Genomic DNA, 14,112 nt, shown 5'->3' with positions numbered 1-14,112 from the left:
AGCCTTGCCCGGACGTTTGGACCTGTTCCGGTTCGCGTCTACCCGCGGCGGAACGAGCGCTCCCGCCGCGCGGGCTTGAGTGCGAAAAGCAGAATGGTTGCGGTGTCCATGACCACCCTGTCGAACAGCATGCCCGTCGGAGTGCCGCCGGTCCCCGTCGTCGGCGGCGACGTGCCGGACTATTTCGCTCTCCTGAAGCCGCGGGTGATGGTGCTGGTGATCTTCACCGCGCTGGTCGGCATGGTCGTGTCGCACGGCCACGTCCCGCCGGCCGTGGCCGTGATCTCGCTGCTGATGATCGCGATCGGCGCGGGCGCGTCGGGCTGCCTCAACATGTGGTGGGACGCCGACATCGACGCGATCATGACGCGCACCGCCAAGCGCCCGATCCCCGACGGCCGCATCCAGCCGAACGAGGCCCTGGCCTTCGGCCTAGTGCTCTCGGTCGGCTCGGTGATGGTACTCGGGCTCGCCGCCAACTGGCTCTCGGCGGGCCTGCTCGCCTTCACCATCGTGTTCTACGCGGTGATCTACTCGATGTGGCTGAAGCGGGCGACCGCGCAGAACATCGTCATCGGCGGTGCGGCCGGCGCCCTCCCCCCGGTGATCGGCCAGGCGGTCGTCAGCGGTTCGGTCGGCATCGAGTCGCTGGTCCTGTTCGCGATCATCTTCATCTGGACGCCGCCGCACTTCTGGGCGCTCGCCCTGGTGAAGGCTGGTGAGTACGCCAAGGCCGGCATCCCGATGATGCCGAACACCGCCGGCCCGACCTCGACCCGCCGCCAGATCATCTACTACACGCTGCTGCTCGCGCCGCTCGGCCTCGTGCCGGTCTGGATCGGCTTTGCCGGCCTGCTCTACGCGGTGGTCGCCGTGGTCGGCGGCCTCGGGATGCTCGCCTTCAGCGTGCAGGTCTACCGCAACCGCGAGGGCGAGGCGGAGAAGAAGGCCGCGATGGGGATGTTCGGCTTCTCGATCCTCTACCTGTTCGTGCTATTCTCGGCGCTGCTCGCCGAGCAGAGCCTCGGCCTGTTCCGCCCGGTCTTCGCCTGATGGAATACGATCCGCACGGCTTCCCCAAGATCGAGATGCGCCCCCTCACCCCCGAGGAGGAGGCGCGCCGACGCAAGCGTTCGATCGCGATCGCCCTGGCGCTCGGCGCCATGGTGCTGCTGTTCTTCGTCCTGACGATCGCCAAGCTCGGACCGCAAATCCTGAACCGGCCGCTGTAGAATGAGCATGCCGAACCCGAACCGGACGATGCTGCGCACCGCCTTCGCATGCGCGGGCATGGCTGTCGGCATGATCGGCCTCGCCTTCGCGTCGGTGCCGCTCTACGACGCGTTCTGTAAGGCGACCGGCTACGACGGCACGCCGCGCCAAGGGCCGGCGCTCACGGCCGGCGTTTCGACCGACGACAGCATGGTCGTACACTTCGACACCAACGTGTCGGCCTCGCTGCCGTGGCGGTTCAAGGCGGAATCGCGTCGCGTCGAGGCGCGACTCGGCGAGACCAAGACGGTGTTCTTCCAGGTGAAGAACACCGGCGCGACGCCCTCCACCGGCGTCGCCACCTTCAACGTCCAACCCGGCCTGATGGGCAGCTACTTCGTCAAGATCGAGTGCTTCTGCTTCAAGGAGCAGACGCTGCAGCCGGGCGAGACCCTGGACGTGCCGGTGGTGTTCTACATCGACCCCGAAGTGCGCAAGGATTCGAACACGGCGCACCTTTCGGAGATGACGCTGTCCTACACCTACTTCGCGTCGAAGAACGGTGAGCCGATTCCGGCGTCAGTCGCCGCCACGGGCACCACCGGCACGAAGCGCGACTTCTGACTGCGCGCGGATTTCCGGGCGCACCCGGTTTTCCCCACGCGGGAAGCGTGACAACACGCGCCCGCCTCCGCTAAGGGTGCGGGCAGACCGGACGGGTCGAACGGCCCGAATTCGGCGTATTAGAGTACACGGACCGCGAGCCGGCGACGGCGCAGGACCGACGGGGTCGAGGAGAGACGGGTAAGATGGCCGAGGCGCACGCCAAGAATCACGACTTCCACATCCTTGCACCGAGCCCTTGGCCGCTCATCGGCGCCTTCTCCGGCTTCGTGATGGCCTTCGGCGCCGTGTTCTGGATGAAGAGCCTGCAGATCGGCACGCTCACCCCGGGCCCCTACATCTTCGGCGCCGGCACGCTCGGCGTGCTCTACACCATGTTCTCGTGGTGGAAGGACGTGGTCCACGAGGCCAACCACGGCGACCACACACGCGTGGTGCAGCTTCACCACCGCTACGGCATGATAATGTTCATCGCCTCCGAGGTGATGTTCTTCGTCGCTTGGTTCTGGGCCTACTTCGAGGCGGCGCTCTACACCGCCGACCCGATCCAGGCTTCTCGCGTCGGCTTCACCGGCGGCGTCTGGCCGCCGAAGGGCATCGAGGCCTTCGACCCCTGGCACCTGCCGCTGCTCAACACGCTGATCCTGCTCACCTCGGGCACGACGGTGACCTGGGCACACCACGCCCTGCTGCACGACGATCGCAAGGGTCTGAAGTACGGCCTGTGGCTCACCGTCATCCTCGGCGTGCTGTTCACCGCGTGCCAGGCCTACGAGTACGGCCACGCGCATTTCGGCTTCGCCGGCAGCATCTACTCCTCGACCTTCTTCATGGCGACGGGCTTCCACGGTGCGCACGTCCTCATCGGCACGATCTTCCTCGGGATCTGCCTGTACCGCGCCTATCTCGGCCAGTTCACGGTCAAGCAGCACCTCGGCTTCGAGTTCGCCGCCTGGTATTGGCACTTCGTCGACGTGGTGTGGCTGTTCCTGTTTGCCGCCATCTACGTCTGGGGTTCGGGCGCCGGCCACGCGGCCCACTGACCGCGACCGGGCCTCGATCCCCTGTGACGCAGGGCGGGATTGCGTGGAAGGGCGGCTCAGGCCGCCCTTTTTCGTATCCAAGACCCCATATCGTGGTGGAGGCCGACGTATCGTTCGTCGCCGGGGGGCCTCACCTCATGCAAGGAACCTGAGCTTGGCCCGGACCTACACGCCACAAGCCCCGATCTCGACCGGCCTGCGGGGCCGCTGCCCCCGCTGTGGCGAAGGCCACCTGTTCAAGGGCTTCCTCACCGTCGCCCCCTCCTGCGAAGCCTGCGGCCTCGATTATGGGATGTTCGATTCCGGCGACGGCCCGGCCTTCTTTGTGATGTCGATCGTCGGCATCTTCGTGGTCGGCCTCGCCCTTTGGATGGAGATCACCTACCAGCCGCCGATGTGGGTCCACGGCCTCGTGGCGGGATCGCTCTCCGTAGGCTTGAGCCTCCTTCTGGTACGCCCGCTGAAGGGCATGCTCCTCGCCCTGCAATATGCGAACAAGGCCGAGCAGGGGCGCTTCGAGCTGTGACCGCGGCCGAGACCGCCCCGCGCACGCGCCCCGGCGCGATCCGCGATCTGTTCCCCCCGGCGCTCGCGACGCTGATCGCCCTGGCGATCCTGCTCTGGCTCGGCGTGTGGCAGCTCGAGCGCAAGGGCGAGAAGGAGGCGCTGATCGCCCGCATCGTCTCGCGCTCGCAGGCCGAACCGGTGACGACGCCCGCCGACTGGAACCCCACGCGCGACGAGTTCGAGCACGTCCGCGTCGCCGGGCGCTTCCTCAACGACCGCGAGACCCTGGTGCACGGGCTCGCGGCCGGTGAGACGCCGGGCCGGGCGCTGCAGGGCTACTACGTGATCACGCCGTTCCGGCGCGACGACGGCGCGATCGTGCTGGTCAACCGCGGCTTCGTGCCGACCGAGCTGAAGGACCAGGCCGACCGTCGCGACGGGCTGGTCGAAGGCGAGACCACCATCGTCGGCCTGCTGCGCGGAAGCGAGCCGAGGACGATGTTCGTGCCGGCGCCGGACCCCGTGCGCAACGAGTGGTTCAACCGCGACGTGCCCGGCATCGCCGCCGCGCGCGGGTTCCCGGACGCCACGCCCTACCTGATCGAGGTCGACGCCACCCCCGGGAGCAAGACCTGGCCGCGCGGCGGGCAGCTCCGGGTCGACCTGCCGAACAACCACCTGCAATACGCCTTCACTTGGTTCGGCATCGCCGCCTGCCTGCTCGGTGTCTTTTCCGTTTTCGCCTGGAAGCGCCTGCACGAGCTCGAGCCGCCTGCCGCCTGAGTCGCACTTGCGGCGGCGGTGAGGCCGGCTACACTCGCCGCGTTCGATGGCGGAGTGGTCCCCGATGCGCTGCTGGCTCGCCTTGTTTCTCGCCTTCGCACTGACGCCGGCGCACGCGGCCGACGACGGCGCGCGTGACGCAGCGCGTGCGACCATCACGCGCCAGGCCGAAGCGCTGGTGCGCGACGACGCCACCACCGCCTACGCTCAGGCGGCGCCGTCGATCCAGGGCATGTTCCCGACCGCGGACGTGTTCCTCGGCATGGTCCGCAACAGCTACCGCCCGGTCTACCGCCACCGCAGCTTCGTCTTCGGCAAGCTGCTCGACCTCGGCGACGGCGCCCTGTCGCAGGACGTGGCGATCCAGGACGAGGACGGCATCGATTGGACCGCCGTCTACAGCCTCGAGCGCGGCGCGGACGGCCAATGGCGCATCAGCGGCTGCCGGCTGATGAAGGCCGAGGGCACGAACGCCTGAACGGCGACGGCCTGCGTAGAGCCCTCGATCCTGCAGGGCGCTTGCAGAAGGCACGACACCGTCATTCCGGGTCGCCATAGGCGAGCCTGGAATCCAGAACCGCCGATGGTGGAAAGTCCTGCTCGACCTGTGGTTCTGGATCCAGGGCTCCGCTGCGCGGCTCCGGGATGACGCAGTGGTGCCAGTGAGTTTCCGAACGGCGAATCGCCGTCTGCGATCCTCCCTCGGTTCAGGCGAGAGGCCGCCGAGCCGTGTGGCGGACGCCGAGGATGACGATCTCGTCGTCCCCGATGCGGTCGGCGACGGCATAGGAATAGGGCCGCACGACCATCCGCCGCCCCCCTGGGCGAGCCGTCGCGGCGCCGGCCTTGGGTTGTTGCTGCAACACATCGATCACGGCGCGGATACGTTCCTGCACGTTGTGCGCGCCGGTCGGATGCTGCTCGCCGATCGTCGTCAGGATGCGGTCGAGCTGACGTGCGGCTGGAAGGGTGAAACGCAGCCTCACAGGCCGTGCTTGGCCCAGATGGCGCGCACCTCGGCATCCGTGGCGAACTCGGGGCGGTCGGCGGCCCGCTCGGATTCGTCCAGTCCCGCAGTTTCCTCAGGCGTGAACCGATAAACGGCCGTGTCGTCGCCGACGAAGGCCAGCACCACCCGCGCGACCTCGTCCTGCATCTCGGGGGAAAGCCCGCGCGCGGTGGCCACCGCCTTTTCAAGGAGATCCGTCATGCTCGCACGATGGACGGAATCGGCGGACGGCAAAAGCGGAATCGATGGCGTCGCCACAGGCTCGGTCGGCCATCGCGAGCGCGATCCTTCTCAGGCGGCCGCGAAAGCCGAGGGCGATCTGTGGCCGACCCCGTTTCGACAGGCCCGAACCGATCGTGTAGAGGGGGCGCCTTCCCCGGAGGCCCCCGTGCTGCACGTCTCGACCCGCGGATCCGCCGCGCCGCTCTCGTTTTCCGATGCCCTGCTCGCCGGGCTCGCCCGCGACGGCGGGCTCTACGTGCCCGAGGCGTGGCCGACGATCACGAAACCGGAAATCGCGGGGCTCGCGGGCAAGCGCTACGCCGACGCCGCCAAGCTGGTGCTGCGCCCCCTGATCGACGGCGAGATCGCCGACGCCGACCTCGATCGGATGATCGAGGAGGCCTACGCCACCTTCCGCCACCCGGCGATCTGCCCGCTGACCCAGCTCGACGACAACCTGTTCCTGCTCGAGCTCTTCCACGGCCCGACGCTCGCGTTCAAGGACGTGGCGATGCAGCTGCTCGGGCGCCTGATGGACCACGTGCTCCGCGCCCGCGGCAGCCGCGCCACCATCGTCGGCGCGACCTCGGGCGACACCGGCAGCGCCGCGGTCGAAGCCTTCGGCGGGCTCGACCAGGTCGACGTCTTCATCCTGTTCCCGCACGGCCGCGTGTCGGAGGTGCAGCGTCGACAGATGACCTCGGTCGACGCGCCCAACGTCCACGCGCTCGCGGTCGACGGCAACTTCGACGACTGCCAGAACATGGTGAAGGCCATGTTCCAGCACGGCGACTTCGCCGACGCGGTGAAGCTCTCGGGCGTGAACTCGATCAACTGGGCCCGGGTCGCGGCGCAGGCGGTGTACTACTTCACCAGCGCGGTGGCGCTCGGCGCGCCGCACCGCAGGGTGTCGTTTTCGGTGCCGACGGGCAATTTCGGCGACGTGCTGGCGGGCTGGGTCGCCAAGCGCATGGGGCTGCCGATCGAGCGCCTGATGATCGGCACCAACGCCAACGACATCCTGGCGCGCACCCTGGAGCACGGCGCCTACGAGCTGCGCGGCGTCCACGCGACCACCTCGCCCTCGATGGACATCCAGATCTCCTCGAACTTCGAGCGGCTTCTGTTCGAGGCGCTCGGCCGCGATGCGTCCGCCCTCGGCCGGCTGATGGCGGGCCTGAAGCAGTCCGGCGGCTTCACCCTCGACGACGCGGTGCTCTCTGCGGTGCGGGCGGAGTTCGACGCCACCGCCGTGTCCGAGCCCGACGTGATGGACGAGATCGCCCAGACCCATGCTGCCACCGGCATGGTGCTCGACCCCCACAGCGCCATCGGCGTACGCGCCGCCCGCCGCCTGCTGAAGCGGGACCCGGCGACGCCGGTCGTCGCGCTGGCCACGGCGCATGCCGCGAAGTTCCCCGACGCGGTGAGCCGCGCCACCGGGGGCCTGCGCCCCGCCCTCCCCCCGCACCTCGCCGACCTGATGGACCGGCCGGAGCGCATGACACGAGTGGGCAACGACCAGGCCGAGGTCGAGGCCCTGATCCGGGATCGCGCTCGCATCACGAGGAGCGCATGAACGACGGGCAGGATTCGGTCGGCCACTCCGACGGGAAACCGTCGGCAAGCGCGAATGCGCATCGGCGCCGGTGCGCCGGAACGCCCTTGAGGCGTCTGCATCGAGGGCAACAACGATGAACCAGCACTTCGCCACACACGCCGCCTCGCCGGGCCTGCGCATCACCACCTTGGACAACGGCGTCACCGTCGCGACGGAGGCGATGCCCGGCGTCGCCACCGCGACGCTCGGCGTCTGGGTCGGGGCCGGATCGCGCCACGAGCGTCCGGACGAGAGCGGCCTGAGCCACCTCATCGAGCACATGGCGTTCAAGGGCACGCGCACGCGCTCGGCCCGCGCCATCGCCGAGGACATCGAGAACCTCGGCGGCGAGATCAACGCCGCGACCTCGGCCGAAGGCACGAGCTACACGGCGCGGGTGCTCGGCGAGGATGTCGGCACCGCGCTCGACGTGCTCGGCGACATCCTGACCGATTCCGTGTTCGACGCGGGCGAGCTCGCCCGCGAGAAGGGGGTGATCCTTCAGGAGCATGCCGGGATCGAGGATACGCCGGACGACGTGGTCTACGACGCCTTCACCGAGGCCGCGTTCCCCGACCAGCCGATCGGCCGCCCGATCATCGGCCGGCCCGAGACGATCAAGAGCTTCGACGAGGCCGGCATCCGCGCCTACCTCGCCCGCGAATACACCCCCGACCGCTTCGTGGTGGCCGCCGCCGGCGCCGTCGAGCACGAGGCCTTCGTGGCGTCGGCCGAGCGCCATTTCGGCGGCATGGCGAAGGCGGCGGCGCCCGAGGCGATCCCGGGAACCTACGGCGGCGGCGAGCGGCGCATGCCGAAGAAGCTCGAGCAGGCCAACCTCGTGATCGGCCTGCCCGGCCTGTCGTTCCGCGACGAGGCCTACTACGCCCTTCACATGTTCTCGCAGGTGCTCGGCGGCGGGCTGACTTCGCGGCTGTGGCAGGAGGTGCGCGAGACCCGCGGCCTCGCCTACGAGATCCAGGCCTTCCACTGGCCGTTCTCCGATTGCGGCCTGTTCGGCATCGGCGCGGCGACCTCCGGCGCGGACCTGCCCGAGCTCGTCGAGGTGACGCTGGAGGCGACCGCGCGGGCCGCCCGCGACCTCGACACCGTCGAGATCGCCCGGGCCAAGGCGCAGCTGAAGGTCTCGCTGCTCTCCGCGCTGGAGACGCCGGGCGGCCGGATCGAGCGCAACGCCCGCCAGATCCTCGCCTGGGGCCGGGTGATCCCGGCGGACGAAGTGATCGCCAAGGTCGACGCCGTGACGGTGGACCACGTGCGCGCGGCGGGCCGAGCGGTCCTCGCGGGCGCGCCGACGCTCGCCGCCATCGGCCCGATCAAGAAGCTGCCGTCCCTCGACCGGATCACCGCGGCTTTACGCGCCGCCTGAACGCGGCCGGGGACGCCCCCCTCAGGAGCGTCCCGAAACTTGTTTTAGCCGCAAAAGCGGGCGATCTGCGGCCCGGACGATCGCGCATACCAGCGGTGGGTGACGCCGGCCGCCGGGCCTCAGCCGCCTTGCTCACGGTTAATCCCGCCTCTACCACTGCGCGGAACCTGAGCCGTACTCGCCGCCGTACCCGGCCGGAACACTCGCCCGTTGCGCATCCTCGCCCTCTCCCTCGCACTCCTCGGCGGCCTTCTGTTCAGCGGTTCCGCGCGGGCCGTCGAGGCGGTGCGGGTCACCCTCGACGCGCCGGTCATCGACCTGACCACGGCGATCGAGCGTTACCGCTCGGACGGCGACCTGATCCAGATCTCCACGGCGCCCGGCAAGGACGGCATCGTCCGCCGCATCGTCGTGAAGGCGCGCGATGCCGGCGCGCGGCCCGACTGGATGGTGTTCGCGCTCACCAACGACACCGACGAGCAGATCGAGCGCATCCTCGTGGCGCCGCACTTCCGGCTGGTCGATTCCGGCGTGGTCTGGCCCGATCTCGGCGGCTCGCGCATCGCCGCGATCACCGCGAGCCAGGGCATCCGGCCCGAGCGCAACGAGAACCCCGAGGCGGACGAGTTCGTCATCACCCTCGATCCCGGCACGACGATCACCTACGTCGCCGAGCTGCGCGGCCCCAACATCCCGCAGGTGCACCTCTGGGATCAGGACGCCTACCGCAAGAAGGCCGCCGGGCTGACGCTGTACAAGGGAATCATCATCGGCATCAGCGGCTTGCTGGCGCTGTTCCTGACGATCGTCTTCGTGGTCAAGGGCGCGATCATCTTCCCCGCGGCCGCCGCCCTGGCGTGGTCGGTGCTGGCCTACGCCTGCATCGACTTCGGCTTCCTGCAGCGGGTCTTTCCGGTCACCGAGCTGGCCGAGCGGGTCTACCGCGCCTCCGCCGAGGCGGTGCTGGCGGCGACCCTGCTGGTGTTCCTGTTCGCTTACCTCAACCTTTCGCGTTGGCACGTGCGCTACAGCCACGTGGCGTTCTTCTGGCTGACCTTCCTCGCCGGCCTCGTCGGGCTGGCCCTGTTCGATCCGCCGGTGGCGGCGGGCGTGGCGCGCATCTCGATCGCGGCGGTGGCCGGCGTCGGGCTGCTGCTGATCGCGTACCTTGCCGCCCACAACGGCTACGACCGCGCCATCCTGCTCGTCCCGACCTGGACGCTTCTGGTGGTCTGGGTCACCGCCGCGGGCTTCGCGGTGATCGGACAGATCGGCAGCGAGCTGACCCAGCCCGCGCTGATCGGCGGCCTGGTGCTGATCGTCATGCTGATCGGCTTCACGGTGATGCAGCACGCCTTCGCCGGCGGCGGTCTCACCCACGCCCTGGTCTCCGACACCGAGCGGCGGGCGCTGGCGCTCACCGGCGCCGGCGACGTGGTGTTCGACTGGGACGTGCCGGGCGACCGCGTCTTCGCCGGCCAGGAGATCGAGGTCCAGCTCGGCCTCAAGCGTGGGGCGCTCGAAGGCCCGGCGGCGAACTGGCTCGGGCTGCTCCACCCGTTCGACATCGAGCGCTACTCGGCGACCCTCGACACCATGATCGAGGAGCGCCGCGGTCGCATCGTGCACGACTTCCGCCTGCGCACCACCGGCGGGGCCTACTATTGGTATCGCCTCAAGGCGCGCCCCGTGATCGGCAACGACGGCGAGGTCATCCGCATCGTCGGCACCATCGCCGACGTCACCGAGATCAAGACCGCCGAGGAGCGCCTGCTGCACGACGCCGTGCACGACAGCCTGACCGGCCTGCCCAATCGCGAGCTGTTCGGCGACCGGCTCGACGCGGCGCTCGCCTTCGCAAGCCAGGACCCGCGCCTGAAGCCGACGGTGATCGTCCTCGACATCGACCGATTCAAGGGCATCAACGACGCGATCGGCCTCTCGGCCGGCGATTCGATCCTGCTCACCCTGTCGCGCCGGCTCGGGCGCCTGCTGCGGCCGCAGGACACGCTGGCGCGAGTGGCCGGCGACGAGTTCGCGGTCATCCTCCTGTCGGAGCGCGAATCCGACCGCATCCTGGCCTTCGCCGAGATGATCCGCCGCGCCATCGCGACGCCGATCACCTATGCCGACCGCGAGATCTTCCTCACCGTCTCGATCGGCTTGGCGCTGCACGAGACCGGCGCCAGCCTGAAGCGCGACGAGGTGTTCAAGAACGCCGAGACGGCGATGGTCCAGGCCAAGCGCGGCGGCGGCGACCGCATCGACGTGTTCCGCGCCGACATGCGTGCGGAGCGCTCGGACCGGCTGATGCTGGAGAGCGACCTGCGCCGTTCGCTGGAACGCAACGAGATGAAGGTGCTGTTCCAGCCGGTGGTCCGCCTGGAGGACCGCACGGTGGCGGGTTTCGAGGCGATCCTGCGCTGGGACCACCCGAAGCTCGGCCGCATCCCGCCGGCTACCTTCATGCCGGTGGCGGAGGAGAGCGGCTTCGTCGTGAACCTCGGCATCTTCGCCCTGGAACGCACCGCGCTCGAACTCGCGGCCTGGCAGCGCTCGCTCGAGGTCGACCCGCCGATCTTTGCCTCGGTCAACGTCTCCTCGCGCCAGCTGCTGCGGCACGACCTACTGCACGACGTGAAGACGGTGCTCGCCCGCTCGGGCGTGATCCCGGGCTCGCTGAAGCTCGAGCTCACCGAAAGCCTGGTAATGGAGAACCCGGAATACGCCGCCCAGATGCTGACCCGCATCCACGACCTCGGCGCAGGGCTCTCCCTCGACGGCTTCGGCACCGGCTATTCGGCGCTGTCCTATCTCCAGCGCTTCCCGTTCGACACGATCAAGATCGACCAATCCTTCGTGCGCCAGATGGCGTCGGGCAAGACCGCGATCCTGCGCTCGATCGTGCGGATGGCCAACGAGCTGAACCTCGCCATCGTTGCCGAGGGTGCCGAGTCGGAAGCCGACGCCCAGGCCCTGGCCATACTCGGCTGCGACTACGCTCAGGGCTACGCCTTCGGCGAGCCGATGACGATGCTCCAGGCCCGCCAGCTCGTCGGCGCGGCACCGGAAGCGGCCTGATCTAAATTCGATCCACAGGGCGCTTGTCGTGGCGTCCCGATCTCTTGCCCAACCGTCCCAAGGCTGCGGTTCGCGTTGAACGCGTCGGCGCCGCGCCCTAACGCTCGACCACCGGCCGATCCCCCAGCACCATGCGTGGCCGGGTTGCCGACAGGGCTGCGAACATCATGAAAAAACTACTCTTCTCCGCCGAAGGCCGGATCGGCCGCGGGACCTTCTGGAAGGGCGTCATCGTCTCGGTCTTCGGTGCCATGCTCGTCGCGGCGGCGTTGAACTACGCCCTGGCTCAGGCGATCCCGAACGAGGCCGGCGCGGGCGAAGGCTTCTCGGTCAACGGCGCCAACGCGGTCCCGTTCTTGGTCCTGAACCTGCTCACCACGGTCTTCATCGTCTGGTCGTCGGTCTGCCTCGGGATCAAGCGCTACCACGACCGCAACAAGCCCGGCGTGTGGGTGCTGCTGTCGCTCGTGCCGCTGGCCAACATCTGGTACTTCATCGAGACCGGGTTCCTCGGCGGCACCGTCGGCCCGAACAATTTCGGTCCCGATCCGCGCGGCCGCAGCCTCGCCGCCCCGACGGGCCTGTCGCCGGCGATCTGACGCCGCGCGACCGCCGCTTCGAAGGGGCCGGATGCCGGACTGCGAAGCGATTCGCGAGGAAGACGCGCGTCCGCTCCCGGGTTCCTCGGGGATGGGCGCTCGTCGTGTCTCGGTCGCCAAATGGGCGCCGCGTGCGCCTGTCGAAAGGCGGCCGACGTGACCGGTTCCGCATGCCATTTAAACCTCCCTTAACCATGCCGACGCAAGGTTGTGTGGAGAAATGGCGGGGCGCACGGCGTGCCCCCTGCGTGCTGGAGAACAGTGATGGCCGAAGCGGCAAGGCGGTTTCGCGAGACGAGCGGATCCGATGTGGTGCGCCGGCTGATCGCGCGCCCGATCCGCCTCGACCCGCCGCACATGGTCGCGGCGATGCCCACCCCGACCGCGTTCGAGCGGCGCGCCGAGGCTTCGTTTTCCGAGACGATCGCGGACGAGGCCGCCCTCGAAGCCGTCGAGGCCGAGGATGCGGACTTCGATGACGAGGTCGAGGAGGACGTCGTCGAGCGTCTCCAGGCCGAGATGGCCGTGATGAAGGCGATCCTGATGGCCGAGCGGGCCGAAGCCGCCTCGCTTCGCGCCCGGATGGAACAGTACGTCGAGCCGGAGCCGATCGGCGCGGAAGCGCGCGCCACCCGCGAGCGCTGGGCCGGGATGGTCGACCGCCTCCTGATGTCCGCGCGCTGATCGCTGCCATCCTCATGACATTCGGGAGACGACCATGAGCGCGCGCTGCTCGCTCGTCGTCAACGGCAAGTCCGTGCGCGTCGCCACCGGCGACACCCCGCTCGATGCGGCCGTCGAAGACGGGATGATCGCCTACGCCCAGGCCACCCACGGCGCCGCCGTGCCGGGACAGGGCGCAAGCCCGGGCGCGCGCCGCGTGCCGGGCCGGCGCGAGCGCACCGACCCGATCCGGCTGGCCCTGCCCGCCGGCCCCGCGATCCTCGCGCAGGCCGAGGAACCGGCGCCTGCGGTCGCGATGCGCACGGGCACCGTCACCGACGTCCGCGCGCTGACCACACACGTGATCGAGCTGGTCGTCACCGTGAACAAGGACCTGCCGCTCGGCCCCGGCGCCCAGGTCGCCCTCGCGCTCGACGGCGTCGGCCTGCGCACCCTGTGCCCGACCCTGCGCGTCGACGGCTCGGCGGAGCTGAACGAGCTCGTGTTCCACCTCGCGCGGGACGAGGACGGCTGGTCGCTCGCCGACTCGCTGCCGCTGCACGCCGACGTGAAGGTCCGCGGACCGGTCGGGCGAGCCCAGTACCGCCCCGGCGGCGGGCGCCTCGTCCTCGTCTCCGCCGGCTGCGGTTTCGGCCAGATCTGGTCGATCGCCCGGGCGGCGCGCTACATCGAGCCGACCCGCGACATGTGCGTCGTCGTCGGCGCGCGCGATCCCCTCGACCTCTACATGCGCGAGAGCCTGGAATGGCTGCGGGCCACCGGCGTCGGGCGCATCGTGCTCAGCGCCGACCGGAGCCGCCAGCGACCGCCGGACGTGCGGCCGGGCCCGCTCACCGCCCACCTTCCGGCGCTCCGAGCCACCGACGTGGTGCACGTGGCCGGCGACAGCTCGACCGTCGGCGCCGTGCAGGTGCTGGCCGCCGCCGTCGGCGCGCGCTGCTACCCGGTTCTGGTCGACGCGTAGACCGCGCGCCGCGCCGCCTTGTTTGACGCTTTCGGGCCGCGGTGTTTCACGCATCGCCGCGCAACGGTCCCGGAAGGATCGCTCGAAGCACCGCGCGGCTCCCTCTCCCATGGGGAGAGGGTTGGAGTGAGGGGCGTGACCTCTCCGGACGGTTCTCGTCCCTCACCCTGCCCCTCTCCCGCTCGGGAGAGGGGACCCGCGTGCGACCTGCACGGTTGAGGAGGCCGTCCGCCCCGACCCAGGATCGAAACCGGCGAAGCCGCGCTTAGACCCCGTTTCATAATGGGGTGAGCGGCAGGTGTCGCGGGCGTTGGGAGAGTGTCTGACGCTCACCCTGGATCGCCGATGTGGACCCCTACCGCTCGCACCGAGCTTGCGCGCGAAAGCCGCCCCT

At 69.6% G+C, this 14,112-nt stretch carries 15 protein-coding genes; 13 read left to right on the top strand and 2 right to left on the bottom strand.

From position 1 onward, the window contains the following. Positions 1 to 108: 108 nt before the first annotated feature. From FV234_RS01665 to FV234_RS01635, 7 genes are all read left to right on the top strand, one after another. On the top strand, positions 109 to 1,053 hold the full coding sequence (locus tag FV234_RS01665; RefSeq protein ID WP_147763357.1) for a heme o synthase: 945 nt from the start codon (positions 109 to 111) through the stop codon (positions 1,051 to 1,053). Next, entirely contained in the window at positions 1,053 to 1,232 is a 180-nt protein-coding gene (locus FV234_RS01660) for a hypothetical protein (protein ID WP_147725195.1), read from the top strand. Before FV234_RS01665 ends, FV234_RS01660 begins: the two co-directional genes overlap by 1 nt. Before the next feature lies 1 nt (position 1,233). Further along, entirely contained in the window at positions 1,234 to 1,836 is a 603-nt protein-coding gene (locus tag FV234_RS01655) for a cytochrome c oxidase assembly protein (protein ID WP_147763342.1), read from the top strand. A 185-nt stretch (positions 1,837 to 2,021) separates the two neighbouring features. Then, the gene (locus FV234_RS01650) at positions 2,022 to 2,879 is read left to right on the top strand and encodes a cytochrome c oxidase subunit 3 (protein ID WP_147750903.1); all 858 of its coding nucleotides are present in this window, start codon (positions 2,022 to 2,024) and stop codon (positions 2,877 to 2,879) included. Positions 2,880 to 3,033: 154 nt separating this feature from the next. Continuing rightward, a complete protein-coding gene (locus FV234_RS01645) occupies positions 3,034 to 3,405 on the top strand; it encodes a DUF983 domain-containing protein (RefSeq protein WP_147827926.1) in 372 nt (123 codons plus the stop codon). Further along, positions 3,402 to 4,169 carry an SURF1 family protein gene (locus FV234_RS01640; protein WP_147827925.1) on the top strand — a complete coding sequence of 256 codons (768 nt, stop codon included), beginning with the start codon at positions 3,402 to 3,404 and terminating at the stop codon, positions 4,167 to 4,169. Before FV234_RS01645 ends, FV234_RS01640 begins: the two co-directional genes overlap by 4 nt. Before the next feature lie 64 nt (positions 4,170 to 4,233). Continuing rightward, on the top strand, positions 4,234 to 4,647 hold the full coding sequence (locus tag FV234_RS01635) for a DUF4864 domain-containing protein (RefSeq protein WP_147750906.1): 414 nt from the start codon (positions 4,234 to 4,236) through the stop codon (positions 4,645 to 4,647). 229 nt (positions 4,648 to 4,876) lie between these two features. Here the strand turns inward: FV234_RS01635 and FV234_RS01630 are convergent, their stop codons facing one another. Both FV234_RS01630 and FV234_RS01625 read right to left on the bottom strand, forming a co-directional pair. Then, positions 4,877 to 5,155, bottom strand: a complete 279-nt coding sequence (locus FV234_RS01630; protein ID WP_147827924.1) for a type II toxin-antitoxin system RelE/ParE family toxin — start codon at positions 5,153 to 5,155, stop codon at positions 4,877 to 4,879. Then, positions 5,152 to 5,379 carry a hypothetical protein gene (locus tag FV234_RS01625; protein ID WP_147750908.1) on the bottom strand — a complete coding sequence of 76 codons (228 nt, stop codon included), beginning with the start codon at positions 5,377 to 5,379 and terminating at the stop codon, positions 5,152 to 5,154. Before FV234_RS01625 ends, FV234_RS01630 begins: the two co-directional genes overlap by 4 nt. Positions 5,380 to 5,566: 187 nt before the next feature. Between FV234_RS01625 and thrC the strand changes: the two genes are divergently transcribed. The 6 genes from thrC (at position 5,567) to FV234_RS01595 (ending at position 13,718) form a co-directional block, all read left to right on the top strand. Beyond that, positions 5,567 to 6,979, top strand: a complete 1,413-nt coding sequence (gene thrC / locus FV234_RS01620; protein ID WP_147827923.1) for a threonine synthase — start codon at positions 5,567 to 5,569, stop codon at positions 6,977 to 6,979. A 115-nt stretch (positions 6,980 to 7,094) separates the two neighbouring features. Continuing rightward, complete coding sequence (locus FV234_RS01615) at positions 7,095 to 8,390, top strand: pitrilysin family protein (RefSeq protein ID WP_147763346.1); 1,296 nt, start codon at positions 7,095 to 7,097, stop codon at positions 8,388 to 8,390. A gap of 210 nt (positions 8,391 to 8,600) precedes the next feature. Continuing rightward, entirely contained in the window at positions 8,601 to 11,471 is a 2,871-nt protein-coding gene (locus FV234_RS01610) for an EAL domain-containing protein (RefSeq protein WP_147827922.1), read from the top strand. Positions 11,472 to 11,638: 167 nt separating this feature from the next. Next, entirely contained in the window at positions 11,639 to 12,070 is a 432-nt protein-coding gene (locus FV234_RS01605; RefSeq protein WP_187273548.1) for a DUF805 domain-containing protein, read from the top strand. A 312-nt stretch (positions 12,071 to 12,382) separates the two neighbouring features. After that, entirely contained in the window at positions 12,383 to 12,754 is a 372-nt protein-coding gene (locus FV234_RS01600; RefSeq protein WP_246686099.1) for a hypothetical protein, read from the top strand. Between the two features lie 34 nt (positions 12,755 to 12,788). Further along, the gene (locus FV234_RS01595; protein ID WP_187273547.1) at positions 12,789 to 13,718 is read left to right on the top strand and encodes a ferredoxin--NAD(+) reductase; all 930 of its coding nucleotides are present in this window, start codon (positions 12,789 to 12,791) and stop codon (positions 13,716 to 13,718) included. The last annotated feature ends 394 nt before the right edge of the window (positions 13,719 to 14,112 follow it).

The sequence above is a fragment of the Methylobacterium sp. WL8 genome (assembly GCF_008040045.1).
Taxonomy (GTDB): domain Bacteria; phylum Pseudomonadota; class Alphaproteobacteria; order Rhizobiales; family Beijerinckiaceae; genus Methylobacterium; species Methylobacterium cerastii.
This window is presented reverse-complemented; position numbering and strand designations above follow the sequence as displayed.

Coding starts and splice junctions, on each gene's coding strand:
- FV234_RS01665 (WP_147763357.1), top strand. CDS start 109: ATGACCACCCTGTCGAACAGCATGCCCGTCGGAGTGCCGCCGGTCCCC.
- FV234_RS01660 (WP_147725195.1), top strand. CDS start 1,053: ATGGAATACGATCCGCACGGCTTCCCCAAGATCGAGATGCGCCCCCTC.
- FV234_RS01655 (WP_147763342.1), top strand. CDS start 1,234: ATGAGCATGCCGAACCCGAACCGGACGATGCTGCGCACCGCCTTCGCA.
- FV234_RS01650 (WP_147750903.1), top strand. CDS start 2,022: ATGGCCGAGGCGCACGCCAAGAATCACGACTTCCACATCCTTGCACCG.
- FV234_RS01635 (WP_147750906.1), top strand. CDS start 4,234: ATGCGCTGCTGGCTCGCCTTGTTTCTCGCCTTCGCACTGACGCCGGCG.
- FV234_RS01625 (WP_147750908.1), bottom strand. CDS start 5,379: ATGACGGATCTCCTTGAAAAGGCGGTGGCCACCGCGCGCGGGCTTTCC.
- FV234_RS01615 (WP_147763346.1), top strand. CDS start 7,095: ATGAACCAGCACTTCGCCACACACGCCGCCTCGCCGGGCCTGCGCATC.
- FV234_RS01605 (WP_187273548.1), top strand. CDS start 11,639: ATGAAAAAACTACTCTTCTCCGCCGAAGGCCGGATCGGCCGCGGGACC.
- FV234_RS01595 (WP_187273547.1), top strand. CDS start 12,789: ATGAGCGCGCGCTGCTCGCTCGTCGTCAACGGCAAGTCCGTGCGCGTC.